Raw genomic sequence first — 24,296 nt, forward strand, 5'->3', positions numbered from 1 at the left:
GTACCAACCGTCAAGTGCCGAATTGGAACAAACGTTTGTCTGAAGCCAAAAAGATCGATCCCAGAACGCTCAAACGCCGCGAAGCCATGATCGAGGCCGCGCGGGAATTGTTTTGCGAACATGGGCTTGCGGGAACGACACTGGAAATGATCACGGCCGAGGCCGGCGGGTCACGTCGCACGATCTATGAGCTGTTTGGCAACAAGGACGGTGTGTTCGAAGCGGTCATTCGCGATTGCACGGGACGAGTCACATCGATCATGGCGGATCTGGAACTGTCGCAATTGCCGCTTCGCCAGGCATTGATCCATTTTGGCGAAACATTGATGACGCTTCTGACCACGCCCGACACCATCCGGTATATGCGGCTGTTTTTATCGGAAGTTCCGCGTTTCCCGCATCTGGGCAAGGTGTTTTATGAAAGCGGCCTGATGACCGGTCGGCGGATCATCACATCCTTTTTCGAACGCCAGATGGCAGAAGGCAATTTTCCGAAAAACGATCCGAAACAGGCGGCTGTGTTCTTTACCAGTCTGCTCAAGGCAGATTACGATTTCCGGCAGATGACCTATGTCGGCTGGGAACCGCAGGCCAAGGATTTGCATGCCCATGTGATTGCCGCAGTTGACATGTTCCTGCGCGGTTACGGGCTTGATCCCCAAAAAATGGAATAACCCCAGTTGCGGGTTTGATATTCGGGCCAAGACATCCGGCAACATGGCCCCCCGACCCTGTTTTGCCATCTGTTGTGTGCCCTTTTTATGATTGCGCTTGCCTGATTGTTCTTTGCTGGATGTCCGGCTCAGAACAAGGTCAGCAAGCGATAGGCAATCGGACCCAGCATGGTGACAACCCCAACCCACATCAGGGCAACGCCCCAATTCTGATTGCGGTTGTTAAAGCCGAACCCCAACAGACAAAAGCCGATCACACATACGACAAGAATGATGATGTTTTCGGTCGTCATGATCATGTCTATCCCCTTTTTTCTGATGTGACGATATCGGAGTCTTGATCTGTTTCCCGTCACGCCATCACTTTAGACCTGTTTAAAGGACGGCTTCCTTGATCCTGATCACAGGGGGCGTGAAAATGATTGCACGACACATTTTCAAATTCCCCGAACCGGTTTTTGAAAAAGAACCGCGTAAATCACGGACAAACTTACCCTTTTTCACACGCTCAAAGCGCGCAAAACCGGCGCTTCCGCACGCAGAAAGCGGCGATTTCATCAAAGAAAGTAATGATGTTGCGTCGCCCTCTTTGATTTTCTGGTGGCTTCCTGTATGTTGCGGGCTCCCGACGCGGCCAGGGCGCTCCCTCGCGCGCCGGAAGACAAAGATTAACCATCTTGAATGGCAGCCGCGCTGCAAGTCGGCAGCGGCCAGCAAGGGAGTATTCTATGAGCAAGATTCAAGTTAAGAATCCGATCGTCGAACTTGACGGCGATGAAATGACCCGGATCATCTGGGACTTCATTAAAAACAAACTGATTCTGCCGTATCTCGACGTTGACCTGAAATACTACGATCTTTCGGTTCAGAAACGTGACGAGACCGACGACCAGATCACCATTGATGCGGCAAATGCCATCAAGGAACACCGCGTTGGCGTCAAATGCGCAACCATCACCCCCGATGAGCAGCGCGTCGAAGAATTCGGCCTGAAAAAGATGTGGAAGTCGCCGAACGGCACCATCCGTAACATCATCGGCGGTACCGTTTTCCGTCAGCCGATCATTTGCTCGAACGTTCCGCGTCTGGTTCCGGGTTGGACCCAGCCGATCGTTATTGGCCGTCACGCATTCGGTGACCAGTACCGTGCGACCGACTTCAAAGTTCCGGGCGCAGGTAAACTGACCATCAAGTTCCAGCCGGCAGACGGCGGCGAAGCCATCGAACACGAAGTCTTCGACTTCCCGTCTTCGGGCGTTGCGATGTCGATGTATAACCTTGACGATTCCATCAAGGGCTTTGCACGTGCTTGCATGAACTATGGTCTGTCGCTCGGTTGGCCGGTTTACCTGTCGACCAAGAACACCATCATGAAAGCCTATGACGGCCGCTTCAAGGACCTGTTCGAAGAAGTCTTCCAGACCGAATTCAAAGACAAGTTCGAAGCAGCAGGCATCACCTACGAACACCGCCTGATCGACGACATGGTTGCATGTGCGATGAAATGGAACGGTGGCTTCGTCTGGGCTTGTAAGAACTATGACGGCGACGTTCAGTCCGACACCGTTGCACAGGGCTTCGGCTCGCTCGGTCTGATGACCTCTGTTCTGATGACCCCGGATGGGCAGACCGTCGAAGCAGAAGCTGCACACGGCACCGTGACCCGCCACTACCGTCAGCACCAGCAGGGCAAAGAAACCTCGACCAACCCGATTGCGTCGATCTTTGCCTGGACCCAGGGTCTTAAGTACCGTGGCGAGTTCGATGGTACCCCGGAAGTCGTCAAGTTTGCCGAAACCCTTGAAAAAGTTTGCGTCGACACCGTCGAAGCCGGCTTCATGACCAAGGATCTGGCCCTGCTGATCGGCCCGAACCAGAAATGGCTGACCACCACCCAGTTCCTCGACAAACTGGACGAAGGTCTGAAAGCTGCAATGGCCTGATCTATCTGATCAGACTGGCAGTTTGCCAAAATAAAGAAGCCCCTGCCGGGAAACCGGCAGGGGCTTCTTTTTTCGACGGTTTTCCTGATTGGCAATGATGTCTGTTTGGTCCGAACAAAAAAGGACCCCGTCGGCCGGGGGGACCTGACGGGGTTTCCAGTTTTGCGACCCGGATACAGGCCGCGGCGGTCAAAGCAGGATCAGCTGCCTTGAGTGGGATTGTTATGCGGCAGTTTCGCCAGTATCTCCGGTGTCACCTGTATCACCGGTTTCGCCAGTGTCACCTGTATCGCCCGTGTCACCTGTATCGCCCGTGTCACCTGTATCGCCCGTGTCACCGGTATCGCCGGTATCCCCAGTATCCCCCGTATCGCCGGTGTCACCCGTATCACCAGTGTCCGGTTCGCCATCGTCTGGCGTATCACCATCATCACCAGCGTCGGGACGGGTCAGTTCTTTCCAGCCATGGTTAATGATTTCCTGTTCGACATCAGGATCAACGTCAGGACCAGCCGGTGCGCCAAAGACACGCTGGATACCGGGAGGAAGCGCACCCGCAAGACCCGGTGCGTTGGTAATGCCACGTGGCATCGATTTTCCATTAAGCTCGGCTTCCTCGCCTTCTTCACCTTCGTCTGTTGTCGCAGCACTACGACCTAAACCATTGGACTGAAGACCCAGGCTCTTTGCATTGGACCGTGCAGCGGCACTGTTGCCCGGACCATCCGCGCTATTGCCATTTCCGTTACCACCGCCATTACCATTGCCACCAGCATTGCCGCTGTTACCCGGACCATCGAGGCCGCCAGAACCGCTGTCGCCATTCGCGCCACCGCCGTTGCCGCCACCATTACCATTTCCGTTGCCGCCGCCATTGCCACCGGAATTACCGTTGCCATTGCCGCCACCGTTTCCGTTTCCGTTTCCACCGCCATTACCGTTACCGCCGCCATTGCCATTACCTTGCGCAAAGGCTGCGTTATCGGTCAGATCCATTTTCGAGATATCAAAAGAGACCGGCGCGGCAATCAACGCAAAAGCGCCAAAACCAAGGATTCCGGCCGTCACAATCTTGGTGCGAAGTGATTTTTTCATTTCGGTCGTCATCTTCAGGCTCCTGTCCATTGTCCGGGATTTCGCATTGTTTGCAGGGACAACGCACCGGCTGAACAATTTCTTCCGCACCCCGGCAAATAATTTCCAAATATTTTTTTTCATCTGTGACGGAAGAAATAGCCACATGCGGGCGTTATCTAGACAACAGGACCACAAATTCGGAAATGGGACTTTTGGTTTGGAGACTGCACTTCGCTCAGAATTGACCGGCCTACTCCCGCGTGCCATGCGATTTGCAAGGTCTCTGACTCGCGATACGGTGGCTGCAGAGGATCTGGTGCAAACTGCTTATATCAAGGCCGTCGAACGTATTGATCAGTTTGAGCCTGGCACCCGGCTTGACAGTTGGCTGTATCGCATCATCCAGACAAGCTGGATCGATGAGAAACGTCGCGACCAAAGACGCGGCAATGTTGTTTCGTTTGAAGATGCCCGTGACACCGTCATGCCCATGCAAAAACATGGCGGAACCGACCGGATCTTTTTGCAATCTGCCATGGCATCACTGGTCGAAGATCAGCGTGCGGCCATGACACTGGTTTTGATTGAAGGGTACAGCTATCGCGAAGCGGCTGACATTCTGGGCGTGCCCGATGGAACCGTGATGAGCCGCGTTGCACGGGCCCGCAAGACACTTGCCGCCCTGCATGACGATGATAGCAATTTGACAAATAATGACGGCATCCAAAGAGGTTCGCCATGACCACTGAACTTATGGAACAGGATTACATTCTGTTGTCAGCCTATATCGACGGCGAACTTGCACCGGCCGAGTGCCAAAAGCTTGAAGACCGGATCGCCAATTGCCCGGAGCTGAGCCGCCAGTTCAATATCATGGCCGGACAGGCAGTTGTTCTGCGCAACCAGTCCAATCGACTTCTTGATGATCACGTCTATCCGGAGCTGAGCAAAAGCATCCAGGATATCCTTGATCAGAAGCCGGTTGAAAAACGTGGCACCATGCATGACGCAGGCAATGTGCATCCGGCACCGCGTGCCGCGAACAACAATAGTGCAATCTGGACCGGTATCGGTGCGGCCGCCGCTGTCCTGATCGCATTCGTTGGTGGTAACTGGTTTAACGAAAATCTTGTCAATGACCCGCAGGCAAACGGATCACAAAACGCGGCACAAATGACGGCCTTTTCCCCGATCGGCAATCCGGTTCTTGATCAGGAAATCAGCCTGACTTTGGAAAAGACACTCAGCGGTGAAATTCGCCATGTAGCACTGGATAGCGACCAGAAAGGCGGTTCCGAAACCTTGATCGAGCCCCTTCGAACCTTCAGACAAGGAGGCCGTTTCTGCCGCGAATACCAGGTCAGCTTCGTCGGTGATCAGATAACGGGCAGTGAAACAGCTTTCTACGGGCGGGCATGTCGTACCGGCGAAGGTCAATGGGAAACGGTTTATCGCCTGATCCCGGGCGTTGATTTGCCTGATCTGGAACCGGCCGTACCAGATCATAAATTGTAATTTCCCGGTTGGGACGAAGGCGAGGCTTCGTCCTTGTCCGTCATACTGAACGACACAACAAAACACGACGCAAATATAGACCAAAAAGAATAAGCAGGATCAGGACTATGAAGATGCCGACACTTTCGCGTCACTTCGGGGCGCTTTCATGCGTTTTGGGCCTTTCATCATTGGGGGCCTGTCAGACCCTTGATGATTTTGGTGCCAAGCTGAATGAACTGAATGACGGTATGGGGCAATATGCCGAGAAGACGGTAAATACTGGTCCCGCACTGGCGCCCGCCCCCCTCCCCGATTTCGGAATTGGTGATGCCTTTGTCTTTGACAGTGGTCGTGCCATCTATGTCGAAAAAATAAGCGGCGATAACTTTGTCTGGAATGGTGGTGGCGACTATCGCTTTGAAACCAGTGCCGATTTCACCGGCCCCAATCTGGAATGGTCCTATACCGACAAGGAAGACCGCAAACGGTCGGGCACCACAACCATCAAGGAGGGCTCGCAATCCCTGTGGCCACTTGAATATGACAAGATGGTTCGGATTTCGACCAAGTCGGAAAACATCGATCCCGACACCGGCAAGGTCAACAGCTATGACCAGTGGCTGACCTGCAAGGTGCCCGCAACCGAACGGATCGAAGTCCCTGCCGGCACCTTTGACACCTATGTCATCGAATGTTCGCGCTATTATAAGCAGTGGTGGATGCAAACCACCAAATGGTGGTATGCGCCCGAGATCGGCTTTTATGTCAAACGTGATCGTTCCTGGAATTCGGGAACCGATCATAGCGAGGAACTTCTGACCTATGGCCCCGCACCAACAAAAATAGTGAAAAACGCACAAGAGCAGTTGGCCAAAACCGTTCAAACCGCACTTGAGAACAATAATTCGGGCGACGCAGAAAAAACGCATGCCGGATCAATCGAGATTGTGGTCACCCCCATCAAAACCGTTCAAACCGACAAAGGCATCTGGTGCAGAACGTATCGTCAAGAATTGACCGCCCGCAAACGTACCAGCCAACAGGTCAAATCGGCGTGCCGTACGGAAACGGGTTGGGTGATTGAAGATCAGGTTGCTGAAGTGAAGGCAACAGAGATGTGAAATCGGCCGGTGCCTTGAACTGGATGCAAACCGGATCCGGCGCATTTTCGGCTGCCCTGCCCCTCAATATTCCGCCGTGGCCAGGATGCTGGCCAGTTCGCCGCTTTGACGTAGTTTCAACAGACCGACATTGAAATCGGCGATGATTTTTGCCGCATCTGCATTGTTTTTGCCGACAATGAAATGAAGCGGCATGTCCGACAGGCCTTCTTCGATATGGCCGAAATCGTCAAAGGGCAGTCCGGCGGCCTGGATTGCGCCCAGGGCTTCGGGGATCGGGCTGATGACGCTGTCAACGCGCCCGGCATCAAGCAGTTTGAAACAGGTTTTCATATCGGGTGGCGACACACGTTTTGCCTGTCCATTGCCAAAAAGCCGCCCGGCATAGCCAAGTTCGGCATAGCCCAGCGGCAGGCACAGGCTTTTGCCCAGAAGATCGACCTTGTCATCAAAACGTACCCCGTTGCGCGAATACCAGCCATAGGCCTTGAGGCTGGTGATCGGGTCGGAAAACAGCACCGATTTGGCGCGGGTACGGGTAAAGGCATAGGGGAATGTGCCATCGACATTTCCCTCGACCGTCAATTCATATCCCTTAAGCCATGAACGCCAGATGATGGTGACGGTTTCATATCCGGCGCGTTCGAACACCGTGCGGACGATCTCGGTAACAATGCCGCCACCCGCAATATCGCGGTCGGTAAAGGGGGGAAAGGCATCGCCGGTGACAAAGCGCAACTCCCTGGCCTGGGCGGAGACGGCAAGGATGCTCCCCCACAGGATCAAAACCCATTTCAATGCGCGCCAGTGCGACCTGTTCATGCGGATCGCTATCCTTTTGTTGCGTTCCTTTTACAGGTTAGACAGCAGAGGCACGGTTTCAAGGCAACAGCCCCGCACCCGATGCTATCCTTTAGCCGCATGCAAAACGCCCTGATCGCGAAAATCAGGGCGTTTTGCGTTGAATTCATCGGGAAATTTTTTCGATCAGCGCATCATCACGATGCCGCCTTGCGCACGAAAGTGCCGCGCTGATAATCGTCAAAGGCCTGCATGAGTTCCTGTTTGCTGCTCATGACGAACGGGCCATAGCGGACCACCTGTTCATTGATCGGACGGGCTGCAATCACCAGCATACGCCCGCCGTCCGAACCGCCCTTAAGGGTCACGCCATCACCATCGTCAAGAATGGCCAGATGATGGGTCGGCACATCCTTGCCGCCAACCACCGCATCGCCGATAAAGACATAAACCACCGCAGTGTGCCCTTTGGGTAGCGGCACGGTGACTTCGGCCCCGGCATCAAGTTTGGCATCGACAAAGACCGGATCGGTCGAAATGCCGTTGATCGGCCCGGTTGCCCCATGCATCGATCCCGCAAGCAAGCGCAATTGCGCCCCCGCCACCGGTTCGATTTCCGGTAATTCATCGGGTTCCATATTCTGATAGCGCGGATCAATCATCTTGTCCTTGGCCGGCAGATTGATCCAAAGCTGGAAGCCCTGCAAAAGACCGTTTTCCTGTTCGGGTGTCTCGGAATGCACGATGCCGCTGCCAGCTGTCATCCATTGTCCGCCGCCCGACCGCAGGATGCCTTCATTGCCCATGCTGTCCTTGTGGCGCATGGCCCCTTCGACCATGTAGGTCACGGTTTCAAAACCGCGATGGGGATGTTCGGGAAAGCCCGCAATATATTCATCGGGATTGTCGGTCGACAGGGAATCAAGCATCAGAAACGGATCAAGCATATCAAGCTGCGGCGTTCCGATTGACCGTTTCAGCGACACTCCCGCACCATCAGATGTATCCATGGCGCGCAAAACCCGTTTGACGGCGCGTGCATTTGCCACTGTGTCAGACATGTCAAATCTCCTGTGCGTGCCGGTGCAGCCACCGGGTGAATTTCATATCCATCACTGTCGCACAAAACTGTCGCCAAACAAGACGTAATCAGGCATCTGATTGTTTACCGAACGGCAACAAAAAAAATGGCAGCACCGGAAACCGGCACTGCCATTTGATCGTGATAAAGCCGAAAAATCAGCCCGCCAGTTTGGCGGCGAGTTCGGCAACGTGTTTGCCCTGGAATTTGGCAATATCAAGTTCGTTTTCAGACGGCTGACGCGATCCGTCGGCCCCGGCAAGCGTTGTTGCACCATAGGGCGAACCACCGGTAATTTCGTCCATCTTGGTCAGGCCCGAACAGCTATAGGGCACACCGACAATCACCATGCCATGATGCAAAAGCGTCGTATGGGTCGAGGTGATGGTGGTTTCCTGACCGCCATGCTGGGTGCCGGTCGATGCAAACACCGAACCGATTTTGCCAATCAATGCGCCCTTGGCCCAAAGACCACCGGTCTGATCAAGGAAATTGCGCATCTGGGCGGACATGTTGCCAAAGCGGGTCGGCACGCCAAAGATGATGGCATCATATTCCGGAAGATCGGAAACGGATGCGACCGGTGCCACCTGATCAAGTTTCGCGCCGGCGGCCTTGGCCGCATCTTCGGGCATGATTTCAGGAACGCGTTTGACATCGACCTGCGTTCCGGCAACGCCACGTGCGCCTTCTGCCACGGCATTTGCCATGGTTTCGATGTGACCATACATCGAATAATAAAGAACCAGTACCTTTGCCATTTCTGCCTCCTTGGTTGAATTTCATGAACAGCAATGATGACTTGCCTGTGCCTGTCTGATAACGCTCAGATTGGAAACAGACTGCTTCGAAAATCGAAAATATCGTGCGAACCGGCGCGCCGACCGGTCAGGATGCCGGATTGCGCGCCAGGAACTGGACGACCTGATCAGGGAAATCGGTGAAAATGCCATTGATCCCGGCATCGTCAAAAATCGCTGTCAGGGCAATGTTCATATCCCCGGCCCATTTCGGCAGCTGATCGGCACGCAGGGTATAGGGATGAACAAGCAGTTGCGCGCGCTGGGCGGCAATCAGGGTCGGGGTCATGGTGGCCTTACCGTTTTCACCAAGGCCTGAAATCACCTGTGGCAACCACGGACCGATGCCGTCGACCACCTTGGCCATTTCAACAATGCCTTCGCCCGATTTCAGATAGTCATAATCGGTTCCCGCCGGTGCGCCCCAGCGGTTCTCGCCCAGAAGCTGCACCAGCTTGCCCTGGTAATGCAGTTCGTTGCGAATGCGCTGGGTCTCGGCCCAGTCAAAACATTGCACGAACGAATTCGAATTCGGGTTGTTATAGCCCCATTTTTCAAGAACCGAGATCACGGTTTTGGCAATATCCTGACCTTCGCCACGATGGAATGCCGGGTCCTTGATTTCCGGATAAATGCCGACATCGCGGCCGGTCGAGTGATTAAGACCCTGAATAAGTTTGATTTCTTCTTCAAGGGTCGGGATTTCAAACATGGCGAAATCACCGGGGAAGCGGTTTTCATAGACCTGCTTGCCGCTATCGGCCTTGAACCGTTCGGTCACCGTCAGGGATTTGAGCTCCGCCAGGGTGAAATCAATCACGTAATAACGCCCGTCTTCCCGTTTGCGATCGGGGAATTTGCGGGCAACGTCGGTGGTTGTATCAAGATGAATATCATGCAGGACCACAGGGACCCCGTCCTTGGACAGCACCACATCCTGTTCGATGTAATCAGCCCCCATGCCATAGGCCAGCGCCTTGGCCGGAAGTGTATGTTCGGGCAAATAGCCCGATGCGCCGCGATGGGCGATCACGACCTGCTCGGCCTGAATATCCTGGGCTTGGGCAAGGCTGACAGAACCAGCCATCAACAGACCGACGGCCAGAACACTCGACTTGATCAAATTTTTCACCGGCATCCCAGATTTCCTTTTTATCACGGCCCCCTTTTTCGGGGATTCTGGACTATAGGCGCGGTTTCACGGCTCAGAAATCCCTGTCGGGCATTCCGAGGCAATCTTCATGAAACTGTTACTCTATCCGGGTAACGCGGGCCTAGCGGTTAAGTTCCCCGGTCATGCGATCCAGTCCATCAAGTGTCAGCGGGAACATCCGGCCTTCCATCAATTTATGCATGATCTGGATCGACTGATGATGGCGCCACCAGTTTTCCGGTTGCGGGTTGATCCAGGCCGCATGGGTGAAATGTTCAAGCAGTCTTTGCATCCAGACCGCACCGGCTTCCTCGTTCCAGTGTTCCACCGCCCCGCCGGGATAGGTGATTTCATAGGGGCTCATGGTTGCATCCCCGACAATCACCAGCTTGTAATCCGCGCCATAGGTATTGATCACATCCCATGTCGAAACCTGTTCGTTCCAGCGCCGGGCATTATCCTTCCACAACCCTTCATAGGGGCAATTGTGGAAGTAATAATATTCAAGATGCTTGAACTCGGTTTTGACCGCAGAAAACAGTTCCTCGCAGACCTTGATATGATCATCCATTGATCCGCCAACATCAAACAACATCAGCACCTTGACCGCGTTGTGACGTTCCGGACGCATCTGCACATCAAGCCATCCCTGACGTGCGGTTGATGTGATGGTACCGGGCAGATCAAGCTCGTCCGCCGCCCCGGTCCGCGCCCATTTGCGCAAACGACGCAGGGCCACCTTGATATTGCGCGTGCCGATTTCGACACTGTCATCAAGGTTCCTGAAGTCTCGTTTGTCCCAGACCTTGACCGCGCGCCGATGCCGGGATTTGTCCTGTCCGATCCGCACCCCTTCGGGGTTATAGCCATAGGCACCAAACGGCGATGTTCCGGCCGTACCGATCCATTTATTGCCGCCCTGATGGCGGCCCTTTTGTTCCTCAAGACGCTGTTTAAGCGTCTCCATCAGTTTTTCCCAACCGCCAAGGGCTTCGATTTCGGCCTTTTCCTCTTCGGTCAGGAATTTCTCGGCCAGTTTGCGCAGCCATTCTTCGGGGATTTCAGTTTGGGCAACTTCGTCCATGCCCGCAGCCAGATCGGCAATGCCTTTGAAATGTTCGGAAAACACCCGGTCGAACTTATCAAGATGACGTTCATCCTTCACCAGGGCCGCGCGCGCCAGATAATAGAAATCCTCAACCGAATAGCCCGCCAGTCCCTTTTCCACCGCCTCAAGCAGCGTCAGATATTCGCGCAGCGAAACCGGGATACGCACATCCTTGAGCTTATAGAAGAAGCCGGTGAACATTACTTACACTCCGATCCAGCAGAGGCAAAAGGCGCGACTGAAACTTTTGCGATACAAAACATCAATCCATGCAACCCATTTCTGGACAAGTCAGTCCCCATCGGGCACTTTGCGCCCGCACATACCGGGCGTGACTGCCGCGGCTTATCAAAAACAAACGCACGAGCATTCTTTTCATGACTGATTTTCTGTATGGCTTTGTTGCCATTGCCATCATTGCCCGATTGGTTTCCTTGGCCATTTCCAAACGAAACGAAGCGCGTTTGCGTGCGGCCGGCGCCACCGAATATGATGTTGCCACCACACGCATTCTGACCATCGCCCATGTCGGATTTTATGTTGCCTGCATTATCGAAAGCGAATTCAAAGCAGCCCCGATCAGCACCATGACCTATGCCGGAATTGCGATCTGGACGGTTTCGATCATCATGCTTGCAGGCGTGATTGCCACGCTGCGTGACCTTTGGACGGTCAAGCTTTTCATCTCGCCCAATCACGAGATCCGCACCAGCATCCTTTATAAAATCTGCAAGCATCCCAATTACTTCCTGAATATTGCCCCTGAACTGATCGGCTTTGGTCTGGCCCTTCAGGCATGGGGAACACTCATTGTCGGTTTGCCGGTATACGCCGCCATCCTGTGGCGTCGTATTCGGGCGGAAGAAGCGGCAATGAAGGCAACCTTCCCGGCCTATTAAGGCCGGGAACCACTCTGCATCTAACGCCCTTCGCGGCGCGCCATGAAGGCCAGCCGTTCAAACAGATGCACGTCCTGCTCGTTTTTAAGCAACGCCCCATGAAGGGGCGGAACGGCTGTTTTGGCATCCTTGGCGCGCAGGGCCTCGGGCGGAAGGTCCTCGGCCATCAGAAGCTTCAACCAGTCCAGAAGCTCGGACGTTGACGGCTTTTTCTTGAGCCCCGAAACCTCGCGGATGTCATAGAAAAGGTTAAGCGCCTCGGCGACCAGACGTTTCTGGATGCCGGGATAATGAACCTCGATAATCTCGGCCATGGTATCGGCATCGGGAAAGCGGATGTAATGGAAGAAACAGCGCCGCAGAAAGGCGTCTGGCAGTTCCTTTTCATTGTTTGACGTGATGATCACGATCGGGCGATTGGTCGCCTTGACCGTTTGCTGGGTCTCGTAAACAAAGAATTCCATGCGATCGAGTTCCTGCAACAGATCGTTGGGAAACTCGATATCGGCCTTGTCGATCTCGTCAATCAGCAGAACCGGGGCTTCACCCTCGGCCTCGAATGCTTCCCACAGCTTGCCCTTGACGATGTAATTGGCAATGTCATGAACGCGTTCATCGCCCAACTGGCTGTCGCGCAGACGCGAAACCGCGTCATATTCATAAAGCCCCTGCTGGGCGCGGGTGGTGGATTTGATCGACCAGGTGATCAGTTTTTTGCCCAGTGATTTGGCAATTTCTTCAGCCAGCACCGTCTTGCCGGTACCGGGTTCACCCTTGACCAAAAGCGGACGCTGCAACGTGATCGCGGCATTGACTGCCACCATCAGATCTTCGGTTGCGACGTAATTTTCCGTACCCTGAAACTTCATTTTTGCCCTGCAACATAAGTTGACGTTTACGTTAACCTAGGGGGTTAAAGCGACTTGAGCAAGAGGGCAAAGATATGCGGGAACCCCAGAACCACAATCACCCGCTGCTGCGGTTAAGTGCCTGAGCGGGGCTTTCGCCGTACCAGTCACGATAGGATCGTGAGAAATTGCTGACATGGTTAAACCCGACAGCGGCTGCGACCTGTTTGACGTTGCTATCACCAGCTGCCAGAAGCTCCTTGGCCCGCTCCATACGTTTGGAACGGACGAAATCAGCGCATGTTTTGCCGGTTTCCAACTTGAACAAGCTGTTCAACCGGCTTTCGGTCATGCCTGCGGCAATTGCAAGTTGCGCAACGGAAAGCGGTGCTGCCAGATCATTGGTGATCTTTGAAATTGCCTCTTCCGTAACGGTCTGCTCAAGAACACTTGGTTCCGGCGTCTTTTCACTGCCTGCGCACAGCAGGCAATAGGCATCAATCATCTCAGCCAGAAACAGGGTCGATAAACCTTCAAGCTTGAACTTGCGGCCCAAACCGGTCATTTGCGCCGAGAACATTGCACTGACGATACTTCTGATCTTGTTGTTCAGGGCAAGCGGTCTGACATCAATTACATCGTGACTATCAGAAAGAAACGGCGTCAGGGCATCCGGCATCCCGTCACCAAATCGGGCACGCAATGCATCAAGGTCAATGGTCACCCCGGCATGGCGGATCAATTGACCACCGGGTAGGAAATATCGGGTGCCGGGCGGGTCTACCCGCATCATCAATCCGGTTGCGGGTGACATGGTATGTTGCTGGCCATCCGGACATTCAAAATCGTGACGCCCCAGAATGTTAACCGACCCCGCCAGCCATCCGGGTGGCAAGGCATTTTGCACATCAAATCTGGAATCATCGCGGACATTGAGCTCCGCACGGTGCAAACAAACACCATTGCCAAAATCGATCCGTTCAAGACGCCCGCTGACACCGGGCAATTCGAACAAATCCCCGTCGGCAAGCCTTAGCTCACCAACGCCATCTGGGCAGTCATCGTTTGAAAATATGCCAAACGCATCTGCCGCGCTTTTCCCCGGCTTGTGCATATTTGCGGTTTCCTGACAACTTGCTCGTCGCACCCGCACCAAACCGATTGGTTGATGCGGGGCCTTTGTCCGTGGTGTCCATGGCACCATTCGCCCGCACACCTTATTGCCACTTTTTAACAATGGCTTATGTTGCAAACAGCCTAGGCTGTCGGTCGCAATAGGGCAAGTTTTCAAAAAGAGATGCAAGGAACACAAATCGTGCTCCTTGCATCGCCGGGGTTGGCCGGGGTCGGCCGGGGATGGGGTGATGGCAGTGCTTAACCGCCTGTTGCCATCACTTGTTTCATAATTGCAGTGACCTCGCCCATTACCGCACCGGCTTTGACATTGCCGCTGGCTTCCTTTTCTGCCACCCAGGCCGCCTGAACATCCTGATAACGGGTTGCCTTGGCGAAACTTTGGACCTCGGATAGGTCAAGCATCCGGACATGCGCACCAGCTTCGCGCAACCTTTCGAGCTGAGCATCAAAGCTTCGGGTCATAACATCGCCAAGGGTTTCATAGGCCTTGCTTGTCGCGCGATTGATCGCGTCCTGATCCTCGGTGCCAAGACTTTCCCAGACATCCTTGTTCATGGTCAGCGGATAGACGTGACCAAGCCACAGGTCATAGGACACCAGAATATTTGGCGCCACGTCGTGGACCTTAAGGAAATAACCGCTGTCTACATTGACCATCAGGCCGTCAAGTTCACCGGATTTCATCGCTTCGTAAACTTCCGGACCCCAGTGGACACGCACTGGCGTCGCACCGGCATTTTTCAGAAAATCAAGATGCCAGAAACTGGCCGAACGCCATTTTTGCCCTGCGATCCCAGACAGGTCAGAAAGCGGTTCGGTGCTGTAAAACGCCACCGGATAGCCGGTTCCGAAAAAGATCGGCACGATATTGTTATCGGCCAGTTCCTTGGTGAATGCGGGTACTTCGTCATAAACGCGGCGGAAAAACGCGATCTGCCGGTCATCTTTCGGCCCGACGATGAAGCTTTTGAAAATCTGATAAAGCGGCAATTCCTTGGCGGTGTATTCCGGCACCGTGGTTGCCAAATCAACAAGGCCACTGCTAACAGCCCCCAATGCGTCATAGGCCTGCGCCAGTTCACCATCCCAGTGATCTTCGATTTTCAGGCGTCCATTTGATTCCGCCTCGATCAGTGGAAAGACCACTTCGCGCAAAAAGCGTGTTCGCATTCTGTCAGCCGGCTGATGATCACTGAATTTCAAAATGCGCGGTGATGCATGTGCCTGTTGGGAAAACCCGCCGACCGTCCCCACCGCCAACACAGCAGCCCCAAGGACAGAACCCAGAAACATTCTGCGCCCGATTGCGATGACCTTTGTGGTTTGGAAGCCTTCACGCATATGCATCACTCTCTGTCTTCGCGGTTCATCAGACCGCGTTGTTCATCCTGTCCCGGACGGGTGGTGCAATTCACACACATCCGGGGAATATTGCGCGCCCTTCTTGTCGGAACGCGATGAAATAAATATATCTGAACAATCCTTCAGTTTGGAATTCGCATATTGAAAGCAGCCACCACAGACGGCCTAAAGCCCCGAAAACAGCCGATCCAAAGCCGGTCAGGTGTTACGGTCGAAGCCATTCACGAAGCAACCATTCAGGTTTTGCTGGCAGAGGATATGGGACGTTTCACCACCACGCGCGTAGCTGAACGGGCGGGTGTTTCAGTTGGCACCCTTTATCAATATTTCCCCAACAAGGAAGCATTGCTTTACGCGATCTTGCTGAACCATTTCGATGCAATGGCGACGGAATTCGAACGGATCGCCAACGATGCCGCACCAGCGCCCCTGACCGATCTGGCGACCAGTATTGCGGATGCCTATGTGTCGGTGAAAATGCGAAATCCCGAAGCAACCAAGGCCATGTACCGGATTGCCGGTGCCATCAATCAGGTCAGGTTAACCTCGGATGTATTTGCGCGCATGGGACGGGCCGTCGCCCAGATCCTTGGAAAGGCAAGTGACGCCTCCTTTGACGATCCCAAGACCGCAACTTTCACGGTTCTGTCCGCACTGGCCGGGATTGCGCGCGGAAGTTTTGGCGAACTGGGTGAAGATCACAGCGCACTCGATAACCTCGGCATTGAAAGCCGGCGGCTTTCGATTGCCTATTTGCATGCGGCTGCAAACAGAAACATGGGAAATTAGGCGCTTTGCGTCACCAGCTACGCCAAAGAAATGTTCTGGTCTGTCATAAAAGACTTCTAAGACACCCCTTGATGGGCAAAACAAGCTGATATCGTGAAACCGTTTTTTCTCAGGGCCTTTTTTCGCGCAGATGTATGGCAGTCCGATGTGTGCGCACTCAAAAGCCCCGGCGCGCAATCATCTTGCTGACACCGGCGACGTGTTTCACGCCGCCGGTGTCACAGATGCGCCTGCATCAAACATACCGGTTTGAGATGCCCCGCCCCTAGAATGCAAGAGTGATATTGATCTCTGCGACTGTTTCGCGAGACGCAACCGCATTGGTGTGGGTCAGGTTAACTTCGGTGCTAAATGCTTCATCTTCGGCGGTGAAGGTAAAACCGGTCCCGAATGTCTGACCGCTGTCGGGGGTGAAGTTGCTGCGAACATAGGGCGAAACGACACCAAGTGAAGCGCCCTCGCTGCCATTGACGCTAAATGCATACGCGATCAGGCCACCAATGGTGTATTCGCTATAATCATCGGTGCCCAGTTGCTGTTCACCTTCGATAGAACCGGAAAGCCCGGTTGCACCGGATATGATGCGAAGCCCCCAGCCCAGATTGAATGCCGTCTTGTCACCGTTTGTTTCATCGGTCATGTCATAGACGAAATCTGTTTTGGCGAATGGCTGCAAGATTGTCTCTGCGGCATCAAAGCTATAGGCCGCCTCGATCCCCGGTTTAAGGCGGCGGGTGTTGGACACGGTTTTGCCAACCTGTGTGCTGTCACTTTCGGTATAGGCATCAACGGTTTTGCGCGCCGCCAAGAAGCTGACATTAACGGTCACATCCAGTGGCAATGTTTCTGACGGACGCATGGCATATGCCCCGCTGAGCGACCCGAACCACATATCTGACTCTGTATCACCTGTGACCGAGCTATCGCGACTAAGGTCAATATCGCCAAGGCTGTAGCCAATAATGCTCGAAAGCGTCACGCCTGCGGCCGGCTGATAGACAATATAGGGCGAAAGCGTCCAGTTGGTTTCATCGTAATAACCGGAATTGTAGGTCGTGGTCAGGGCCGTTTGCGAATATCCCATCGAGATACCGCCGACCAGTTCCGGGCGCAAACGCACATCAAACCCCAGATTATAGCCCCACACATCCCCGTCATAGCGGCTGTCGCCCGTGGCATTGTTCCGGTCATTGTTAACCGAGGTATAAGACCCGTGTCCCCAGACGGTATAACCCTGCTGTGCCAGCAGACCCAGGCTTTGCTCGATCCCGCGCAACGGATCATCGCCCGCGTTCGCATCACCGGCCGCTGACAGCGTGGTTTGCGAGCTGTCAAATGAGGCCTGCATGGCCAATTCACGCAGCGAGGTGCCACGCGACTTCATGACCATCGCTGGCTTGGCCAGGGTCGTCGAACCGGTATGGCCCGAGAAACTGCTGGACGAAGGTTGATCACCGGTCGTCGGAGCAGGCACACCACCCGTATTGGGTGCTGCGACATCACCCGTGGTGGGGGCCCGCGAAATGGCAAGAACGCGTGCTTCGATATTCTTGCCAACAACCGCCGCCTGAGACCGCGATACAGAAGCCTGCAATTCGTGGGATATAGATTCGTTCGATGACGAAGATGATGATGATTCGTCGTCAGGGAGCGAAACACTGGCAGAGGTAATATCAACGTCAGTCCCGACAACCGTAAAGTTTACCGTCATTGTGGCGACAACACCGGCGGAAACATTGGCCTTAAGAGTGTTTGCATAGGTTCCAGGGGCCACAGACCCGTCATTACATGTCCCCCCGGCCGTCACCGTACCCAAATCACCGATGGTACATCCGAGATGATCTGTAAGCTGCGGTATCCCATCTAAACTGCTATCGCCAAAGAATTGGGCGTTATTGACTCCGCCAGATGTCACAAACAGAATATCACCTGTGTTCTGGGTTTGCGTATTATTGGCAATGGTGCACGTCTTGCCCGCAGCAGAATAAAGAACAGATGTTACGGTTGACGGGTTATCGGCCGCGGCACCGGTGCAAGTAACGGTTGCGGCATGAACGCTGCTTGGCGCCATGCCGAGGCCGGCAACAAGACAAAATATTGTCAGAACAAACAAATTCCGGACGAAATCCCCACCTCGACCGGACATGCTTTGCATGCATGATGCCGCTTTCACGCGACGCACAACATGCTCTTTTACAACTGGCAAAAGAGACATTGCATAAGTACCCCCTTGAATAATATCTATTTTTTAGGGGCAACTATTTATATTAGCAAGATAATTCACGATTTCCCGCAAAACATGCAAAAGAAATTGGCTGTGCTCCGAAGGCCGGGATAACGAATTGGTTTAGCGAAAATTTTCCGGTCAGGCGCGGATAACACCGAAATCGGTATGGAAATCTGCGCCCATCCGCCAATGCGATGCATTGGAGAAGGCCGATGATTTTCCGGACAAACTTAATGGCAGGTCAGTCCGCACCAACAGATATCAGCGATGCCACAGGCAAATTTTGCTTTGCCACGCTTGCCTTAAGGCCATCAACATCCATCTCCTCGTCTTTGACAAACTCGATGAACATCATGTTCACATTGTTAAAGACAAGCTCGCCCAGTGCCGTGCAATCGACATCCTTGCGGACAATGCCGCGATCCTGCAACGACCGAAAAAGGTCGCAGACCTGTTTGGAAAGCCGGTGGTCAAGCGCGGTATAGCGTTTGGAAAACGGGGTTTCGGGTTGGGCAATGGAAAGCGACATCGCCGTTCGCCACATTTCCTTGGACAGATAGGTCAGGGAATGGTCGTAATATTTACCGATCAGATCAAACAGGGCCGATGCGACCTGATCATGCTTTTTGGCAATGATCCCCTCGCCTGCTGCCAGCACTTCCTCGACCTCCATCGAGACCGTCGCCATCAGCATATCGCCCTTGTTTTTGTAGTAATTATAAAACGTTCCGACCGATACCCCGGCCATTTCGGCAATGTCTTCGATGCGCGCACTGTCATAGCCGACCTTGCGAAACAGCGTTGTCGCCGCTTCGAGAATACGGCGGTTCTTGTCGGCTTTCTTCTGGGCGCGCAGACCTGACATGGTCACTCCGAAAAACTGAACGGGTTCAAAAATTACATTGACTCAAAAAATGAACGCGTTCAATATTTTTTCAACGGTGCCAGAATGAGTGCCGAGTTACCCAATAAAAGGGAGGCCTCAATATGAAATCAGGGAGAGCCTATGTTTCGTCACGTTTCCACGGGGAAAACCCGCAATAAGCTTTTGGGCAGTGCTGCGACCTTCTTGCTTAGTGCCATTGCCGTTGCAAACAGCGCACAGGCCACAGAAGAACTCAACGCGCTTGTCTGGTGCGATCATACCGACCCGGCCTTGATCGAACCGTTCGAAAAGAAATACGACGTCAAAGTCAATCTGAAGGAATATGAAGGCACAGGTGCGGGCCTTTCGATCATCGAACAGTCCCGTCCGGGGGACTGGGACGTGTTTGTGATTGACGGCGTTGATGTCCATCGTGCGGTTGAAATGGATCTTCTGGCCGAAATTCCGGCCGATGCCCTTCCGACTTCCGATCTTTTCCCGGAAGTCGTGATGGCCGAAAACAATGTGGTTGATGGCAAAACCTATGCCGTTACCGAAAAGTTCGGCTACAACACCATTTCGTTCGACAAGACCAAGGTCGACCCCAAGGACATGGAAGACATGTCGGTGATCTGGTCGGACAAATATGCCGGGCGCATCGCGATTTATGATTACTACCTGCCGGTTATCGGCCTTGTCGGGCTGGGCCTTGGCATTGATACGGCCGATCTTGGGGCGGACGATATGGACGCCATAAAGGAAAAGCTGTTTGTGATGAAAAAGGTCTCCAAACAGGTTGGCGAAGTGGTTTCCTCCCAGACGGCTTTGGCCACAGGTGAGGTCGATATCCTTGTGGGTGGTGGTGAATGGATCACGGCGGTTCTGTCCGAAGACAAACCGAACCTTGATTGGGTCATCCCGAAACAAGGCGGCCTGCGCTGGGCCCAGTCGATCGGCGTGATGAAGGAATCTGCCAAGCCCGACCTTGCGCTGAAATTCGTGCAATATATCCTGAGCCCCGAAGGTCAGGCGCGTCTTGCGACATCGTCCTGTTACTGGGGCATGCCTGCCAATTCCAAGGCCGGGGAAAACCTGTCCGACGCGCAAAAAGCAGCCCTTCGCTGGGATGATCAGCCCGAATATCTGAAAAACTCGCAGCTTTATCCGATCCCGGATGCCGATCTGGACGCCCAGATGCAGGATGCCTGGGTCGAGATGCTCCAGCAGTAAGCATCCCTTGCTTATTGCCACCCGCCATTGCCCCGCTTTTTGCGGGGCAATGGTTCTGCTAAGCTTGCCAAAACGGCGACCAACCTTCCACGACACCAAGACTGGCAACCGGGCAAACTGCCTGTGTTGCGACAAAGGACACCGTGATGGCCCAAGCCACCCTTGAAACACGCGAAAATCGCCGCGCATGGGGATTTGTCACCCCGGCACTTTTGTGGACGGTCGCGTTTTTCGTCATTCCGTTTGTTGTCATGGCCGCGATCAGCCTTGCCACCCGCAAGGGCCGCGACATCGTGATGGCCTGGAATCTGGATAATTACATTACGTTTTTTGAAAAGGCCCATCTGCTCAAGGGGCTTTTTGTCTCGCTGGAAATCACGTTTACCGTCACCATCATTTCGGTGATCCTGGCCTATCCGCTGGCCTGGATCATTGCCGAGCGCGTCCCGCAAAAATGGCAGCGCATGGCATTGATTTTGGCGATCCTGCCATTCTGGACCAGCTATGTGGTGCGGTCCTATTCCTGGCTTCTGGTTCTGGCCAAAAACGGCGTGATCAATAATGCGCTTTTGCATGTCGGTCTGATTGCCGAACCGCTCGAACTGGCTAGCACGCGCACCGCCACCGTGATCGGGTTCGTACATTTCTTTGTCATGCTTCTGACCCTGACCATCTATGCCAATCTGGTGCAGATGCCGCCAAATTATCGCCGGGCGGCGGCAGATCTGGGCGCCAACGGGTTTCAGGTATTCTGGCATGTGGTCTTGCCGCTGACCTTGCCGGGCATCATGGTTGGCGCGTTTCTGACATTTGTGCTGTGTATCGGCGATTACATCACGCCCCAGATTTTGGGCGGCAATAATGAACTGGCCCTGCCACAGGTCATCATGTTGCAACTGGGCCGTCGGGCCGATTTCCCGATGGCGGCAACGCTTTCGATCATTCTGATGGTGGTGGTGACGCTGGCCTATATTGCCTGTGCGCGCTGGCTCAAGATGGAGAGAACATAAAATGATCTCTTCACGCCTTTCCAAAATCGCTTCCTGGGCTTATCTGGCGGTTCTTTACGGCTTTATCTTTTTGCCGGTTGCAGTCCTTGTGCTGTTTTCATTTCAGGACGGGCGCCTTCCCGTACCGCCATTTAACGGTGCGACCCTTAAATGGTATGGCGAGGTTTTTGCTGACAGTCGCCTGATGTCCGCCCTTGGCAATTCCTTGATGGTGGCCATCGGGTCGTCACTTGTTGCCTGTGTGCTTGGTTTCTGTGCCGCTTACGGGCTGGCGCGCTTTGTTCTTCCGGCATCCCGGCTTCAGCGCGGGCTTCTGGTGGCGCCGATGACAGTCAGCTACCTGATCATCGCCCTTGGTTTGCTGTCGACCTTTAACTGGGTGGGGGTTTCGCTGTCGCTGTGGACGGTTGGCATCGGGCATGTGGTGATCAATTTGCCGCTGTGCTTTGCCATCATTTATGCATCTATGGGCGATCATCAAAAAAACATCGAACGGGCCGCACGCGATCTTGGTGCCGCTGAATGGCAGGTGATGACACAGGTGTCTGCCCCGATGTTGATGCCATCGATTTTGGCGGCATTTTTCCTGTCGGTCACGTTCAGCTGGGATGAATTTATCATCGCGTTTCTGCTGTCACGGTTTGACGTCACCCTGCCTGTTGAAATCTGGAGCATGCTGCGATCGGGCCTGAACCCGAAAACCAACGCGGTCGGAAGCGTAGTCTTCCTGGTATCGGTTGCGCTGCTGCTTATTCTTGAACTGATTGTCTTTAGAAGGACGGCAAAGAAATGACCGCCCCTGTTTCCATTCGCAATGCCACCAAAACCTTTGGCGATTTTACAGCACTTGATGATGTCAGCCTTGAAATCGCGGCGGGTGAATTCATCGTTCTTCTGGGCCCGTCGGGCTGTGGCAAGACCACCTTGCTGTCGCTTCTGGGCGGGTTTCTGTCGCCAACCCATGGGGTGATTGAAATTGACGGGCGCGATATGGGATCCGTGGCACCATCCAAACGCCCGACCACCACGATGTTTCAGGATTACGCCCTGTTTCCGCATATGACCTTGCGCGACAATGTCGCCTTTGGCCTTAAGATGCGCAAGGTCGGCAAGGCCGAACGCCATGCCAGGGCCGAAGAACTTCTTGATATGGTTGGCCTTAAGGCGTCGGCATCCAAAAAACCCCACGAGCTTTCCGGTGGGCAGCGCCAGCGCGTTGCCCTTGCCCGTGCGCTTGCGGTTGAACCAGATGTACTGTTGCTTGATGAACCGCTTGGCGCGCTTGATCTGAAACTGCGCCGTCAGATGCAGGATGAGCTGAAAGCCATCCAGAAACGCGTTGGCACCACCTTTGTTCATGTTACCCATGATCAGGAAGAAGCCATGGCAATTGCCGACCGCATTGTCGTGATGAATGCAGGCAGGATCGAAGATGTCGGTCGCCCCGAAGAAATCTATATGCGACCCAAAACCGTGTTTTCGGCAAGCTTCATGGGCGAGGTCAATTTCATTCCTGGCACGGTTGATGCCAAAACCGATGACGGCATTCACATCAATACGGTTCTGGGCGCGATCAAACTGCCCGAAACGGCACTGGCCGATCCGGCCATTTCCGCCGGACAGAAAATCACCCTGGCCATTCGCCCCGAACATTTCCGCGCCAGTACCGGGGCCGGCCCGCGCATCACGCTTGGCGCTGCCAAGATCGAAGACGGGTCGTTTTTTGGCACCCATCACCGTGCGCATCTAAGTCCGGCTGATTATCCCAACATGACGATCACCGCCCATATGCCGCAATCGGCAACGATCGAGCCCGGCGCATGGATTGACCTGACCATTGATCCGTCATCGGTGGTAATTCTGCCCGGTCACGCGACCCCCGCCCAGCAGCAGGAGGCCGTGGCGTCATGACCCTTGAACATGCCAAACCCGAAGACTGGTACAGCACCAAATCCGTTGGCGATGATGTCACCTATATCGGTGAACCGTTTATCGAGGAATTTTATCGCTGTAATATCTGGCACATTCGCGGGCGCGATGGCGACATGCTGGTTGATAGCGGCATGGGTGTGGTGTCATTGACCGACTGGGTACCACTGGTCACCGAACGCCCGGTTCAGGCGGTTGCCAGCCATACGCATTTTGACCATATCGGCTGCCATCACGAATTTGAAAACCGCATCTGCCATCGCTGCGAGGCAGACCTTCTTGCCCACCCGACGCGCCAAAACACCCTTGCCGATCCCTATGTCACCGACGAGATCTTTACCAAATTGCCACCGCTTCCCTACGCCTCGACCACCTATGCGGTCAAGGCCGCCCCGGCAACCCGGATTGTCGAAGATGGCGACGTGATTGATCTTGGTGATCGGCATTTTGAAGTCATCCACACACCGGGCCATTCGCCGGGCGGCATTGCCCTTTGGGAAGCATCGACCGGCATCCTGTTTTCGGGCGATATCGTTTATGATGGACCTTTGATCGAAGACACTTATCATGCGAATGCAAAGGATTACGTGCGATCGATGGAACGGCTTTATGACTTGCCGGTTCGTATAGTCCATGGCGGACATTTTGCCAGTTACAGCGGCGAACGCCACCGCGAGATTATAAACAGCTGGCTGAGGGAACGGACCTGAAGATACCGGTTTGATGCCGACCGCATCAGACCGCG

Annotated in this window: 25 protein-coding genes; 12 read left to right on the top strand and 13 right to left on the bottom strand. The window is 54.1% G+C overall.

The genetic code is table 11. The features are described from left to right. The first annotated feature begins 35 nt into the window (after window positions 1-35). A complete protein-coding gene (locus tag SIB88_RS17320) occupies window positions 36-674 on the top strand; it encodes a TetR/AcrR family transcriptional regulator (protein ID WP_068517641.1) in 639 nt (212 codons plus the stop codon). Window positions 675-802: 128 nt separating this feature from the next. Here SIB88_RS17320 and SIB88_RS17325 read toward each other — a convergent pair whose 3' ends face one another. Next, the gene (locus SIB88_RS17325) at window positions 803-973 is read right to left on the bottom strand and encodes a hypothetical protein (protein ID WP_170310255.1); all 171 of its coding nucleotides are present in this window, start codon (window positions 971-973) and stop codon (window positions 803-805) included. Window positions 974-1,049: 76 nt separating this feature from the next. After that, window positions 1,050-1,391, bottom strand: a complete 342-nt coding sequence (locus SIB88_RS17330) for a hypothetical protein (RefSeq protein ID WP_412558666.1) — start codon at window positions 1,389-1,391, stop codon at window positions 1,050-1,052. A gap of 11 nt (window positions 1,392-1,402) precedes the next feature. Between SIB88_RS17330 and SIB88_RS17335 the strand changes: the two genes are divergently transcribed. Further along, window positions 1,403-2,617 (top strand): NADP-dependent isocitrate dehydrogenase, encoded by a 1,215-nt coding sequence (locus tag SIB88_RS17335; protein ID WP_114113399.1) that lies wholly within the window; start codon window positions 1,403-1,405, stop codon window positions 2,615-2,617. 222 nt (window positions 2,618-2,839) lie between these two features. Here SIB88_RS17335 and SIB88_RS17340 read toward each other — a convergent pair whose 3' ends face one another. Next, window positions 2,840-3,724, bottom strand: coding sequence for a hypothetical protein (locus SIB88_RS17340; RefSeq protein ID WP_412558667.1), 885 nt, complete (start codon window positions 3,722-3,724; stop codon window positions 2,840-2,842). 34 nt (window positions 3,725-3,758) lie between these two features. Between SIB88_RS17340 and SIB88_RS17345 the strand changes: the two genes are divergently transcribed. The 3 genes from SIB88_RS17345 to SIB88_RS17355 all read left to right on the top strand — a co-directional run bounded on the left by SIB88_RS17345 (window position 3,759) and on the right by SIB88_RS17355 (window position 6,312). Continuing rightward, window positions 3,759-4,436: a sigma-70 family RNA polymerase sigma factor gene (locus SIB88_RS17345; protein ID WP_412558668.1), complete on the top strand. Its 678-nt coding sequence runs from the start codon at window positions 3,759-3,761 to the stop codon at window positions 4,434-4,436. Continuing rightward, entirely contained in the window at window positions 4,433-5,209 is a 777-nt protein-coding gene (locus SIB88_RS17350) for a hypothetical protein (RefSeq protein ID WP_412558669.1), read from the top strand. The genes SIB88_RS17345 and SIB88_RS17350 overlap by 4 nt, the downstream gene beginning before the upstream one ends. Before the next feature lie 107 nt (window positions 5,210-5,316). Then, the gene (locus tag SIB88_RS17355; protein ID WP_412558670.1) at window positions 5,317-6,312 is read left to right on the top strand and encodes a hypothetical protein; all 996 of its coding nucleotides are present in this window, start codon (window positions 5,317-5,319) and stop codon (window positions 6,310-6,312) included. 63 nt (window positions 6,313-6,375) lie between these two features. Here SIB88_RS17355 and SIB88_RS17360 read toward each other — a convergent pair whose 3' ends face one another. The 5 genes from SIB88_RS17360 to SIB88_RS17380 all read right to left on the bottom strand — a co-directional run bounded on the left by SIB88_RS17360 (window position 6,376) and on the right by SIB88_RS17380 (window position 11,456). Next, window positions 6,376-7,134 carry a substrate-binding periplasmic protein gene (locus SIB88_RS17360; RefSeq protein ID WP_412558671.1) on the bottom strand — a complete coding sequence of 253 codons (759 nt, stop codon included), beginning with the start codon at window positions 7,132-7,134 and terminating at the stop codon, window positions 6,376-6,378. 176 nt (window positions 7,135-7,310) lie between these two features. Further along, entirely contained in the window at window positions 7,311-8,174 is an 864-nt protein-coding gene (locus SIB88_RS17365; protein ID WP_068517508.1) for a pirin family protein, read from the bottom strand. 178 nt (window positions 8,175-8,352) lie between these two features. Beyond that, window positions 8,353-8,955, bottom strand: a complete 603-nt coding sequence (wrbA, locus tag SIB88_RS17370) for an NAD(P)H:quinone oxidoreductase (protein WP_412558672.1) — start codon at window positions 8,953-8,955, stop codon at window positions 8,353-8,355. 127 nt (window positions 8,956-9,082) lie between these two features. Further along, window positions 9,083-10,132 (bottom strand): glycerophosphodiester phosphodiesterase, encoded by a 1,050-nt coding sequence (glpQ, locus tag SIB88_RS17375; RefSeq protein WP_412558673.1) that lies wholly within the window; start codon window positions 10,130-10,132, stop codon window positions 9,083-9,085. A 136-nt stretch (window positions 10,133-10,268) separates the two neighbouring features. Next, window positions 10,269-11,456 (bottom strand): vWA domain-containing protein, encoded by a 1,188-nt coding sequence (locus SIB88_RS17380; protein WP_412558674.1) that lies wholly within the window; start codon window positions 11,454-11,456, stop codon window positions 10,269-10,271. A 176-nt stretch (window positions 11,457-11,632) separates the two neighbouring features. Between SIB88_RS17380 and SIB88_RS17385 the strand changes: the two genes are divergently transcribed. Then, window positions 11,633-12,154 (top strand): isoprenylcysteine carboxylmethyltransferase family protein, encoded by a 522-nt coding sequence (locus tag SIB88_RS17385; RefSeq protein ID WP_250284613.1) that lies wholly within the window; start codon window positions 11,633-11,635, stop codon window positions 12,152-12,154. Between the two features lie 20 nt (window positions 12,155-12,174). Here SIB88_RS17385 and SIB88_RS17390 read toward each other — a convergent pair whose 3' ends face one another. From SIB88_RS17390 to dctP, 3 genes are all read right to left on the bottom strand, one after another. Beyond that, window positions 12,175-13,023, bottom strand: a complete 849-nt coding sequence (locus SIB88_RS17390; protein ID WP_068517503.1) for an AAA family ATPase — start codon at window positions 13,021-13,023, stop codon at window positions 12,175-12,177. Window positions 13,024-13,120: 97 nt separating this feature from the next. After that, entirely contained in the window at window positions 13,121-14,116 is a 996-nt protein-coding gene (locus tag SIB88_RS17395; RefSeq protein ID WP_412558675.1) for a helix-turn-helix transcriptional regulator, read from the bottom strand. A 260-nt stretch (window positions 14,117-14,376) separates the two neighbouring features. Then, window positions 14,377-15,480 carry a TRAP transporter substrate-binding protein DctP gene (gene dctP / locus SIB88_RS17400; RefSeq protein WP_412558676.1) on the bottom strand — a complete coding sequence of 368 codons (1,104 nt, stop codon included), beginning with the start codon at window positions 15,478-15,480 and terminating at the stop codon, window positions 14,377-14,379. 162 nt (window positions 15,481-15,642) lie between these two features. Between dctP and SIB88_RS17405 the strand changes: the two genes are divergently transcribed. Next, entirely contained in the window at window positions 15,643-16,290 is a 648-nt protein-coding gene (locus SIB88_RS17405) for a TetR/AcrR family transcriptional regulator (RefSeq protein ID WP_412558677.1), read from the top strand. Between the two features lie 265 nt (window positions 16,291-16,555). Here the strand turns inward: SIB88_RS17405 and SIB88_RS17410 are convergent, their stop codons facing one another. Together SIB88_RS17410 and SIB88_RS17415 are read right to left on the bottom strand one after the other, a co-directional pair. Next, window positions 16,556-18,361, bottom strand: a complete 1,806-nt coding sequence (locus SIB88_RS17410) for an autotransporter outer membrane beta-barrel domain-containing protein (RefSeq protein WP_412558678.1) — start codon at window positions 18,359-18,361, stop codon at window positions 16,556-16,558. Window positions 18,362-18,758: 397 nt separating this feature from the next. Continuing rightward, window positions 18,759-19,382 (bottom strand): TetR/AcrR family transcriptional regulator, encoded by a 624-nt coding sequence (locus SIB88_RS17415; protein WP_206927979.1) that lies wholly within the window; start codon window positions 19,380-19,382, stop codon window positions 18,759-18,761. Between the two features lie 141 nt (window positions 19,383-19,523). Between SIB88_RS17415 and SIB88_RS17420 the strand changes: the two genes are divergently transcribed. The 5 genes from SIB88_RS17420 (at window position 19,524) to SIB88_RS17440 (ending at window position 24,261) form a co-directional block, all read left to right on the top strand. Continuing rightward, window positions 19,524-20,612 (top strand): ABC transporter substrate-binding protein, encoded by a 1,089-nt coding sequence (locus SIB88_RS17420; protein ID WP_412558679.1) that lies wholly within the window; start codon window positions 19,524-19,526, stop codon window positions 20,610-20,612. 146 nt (window positions 20,613-20,758) lie between these two features. Further along, entirely contained in the window at window positions 20,759-21,622 is an 864-nt protein-coding gene (locus SIB88_RS17425) for an ABC transporter permease (RefSeq protein ID WP_250284618.1), read from the top strand. A 1-nt stretch (window position 21,623) separates the two neighbouring features. Then, window positions 21,624-22,415 (top strand): ABC transporter permease, encoded by a 792-nt coding sequence (locus SIB88_RS17430; RefSeq protein WP_412558680.1) that lies wholly within the window; start codon window positions 21,624-21,626, stop codon window positions 22,413-22,415. After that, window positions 22,412-23,533: an ABC transporter ATP-binding protein gene (locus tag SIB88_RS17435; protein ID WP_412558681.1), complete on the top strand. Its 1,122-nt coding sequence runs from the start codon at window positions 22,412-22,414 to the stop codon at window positions 23,531-23,533. The genes SIB88_RS17430 and SIB88_RS17435 overlap by 4 nt, the downstream gene beginning before the upstream one ends. Further along, window positions 23,530-24,261, top strand: coding sequence for an MBL fold metallo-hydrolase (locus SIB88_RS17440; RefSeq protein ID WP_412558682.1), 732 nt, complete (start codon window positions 23,530-23,532; stop codon window positions 24,259-24,261). Before SIB88_RS17435 ends, SIB88_RS17440 begins: the two co-directional genes overlap by 4 nt. Window positions 24,262-24,296 lie beyond the last annotated feature (35 nt).

It is taken from the genome of Thalassospira sp. MIT121401 (assembly GCF_047125595.1).
In the GTDB taxonomy this organism is placed as follows: domain Bacteria; phylum Pseudomonadota; class Alphaproteobacteria; order Rhodospirillales; family Thalassospiraceae; genus Thalassospira; species Thalassospira povalilytica.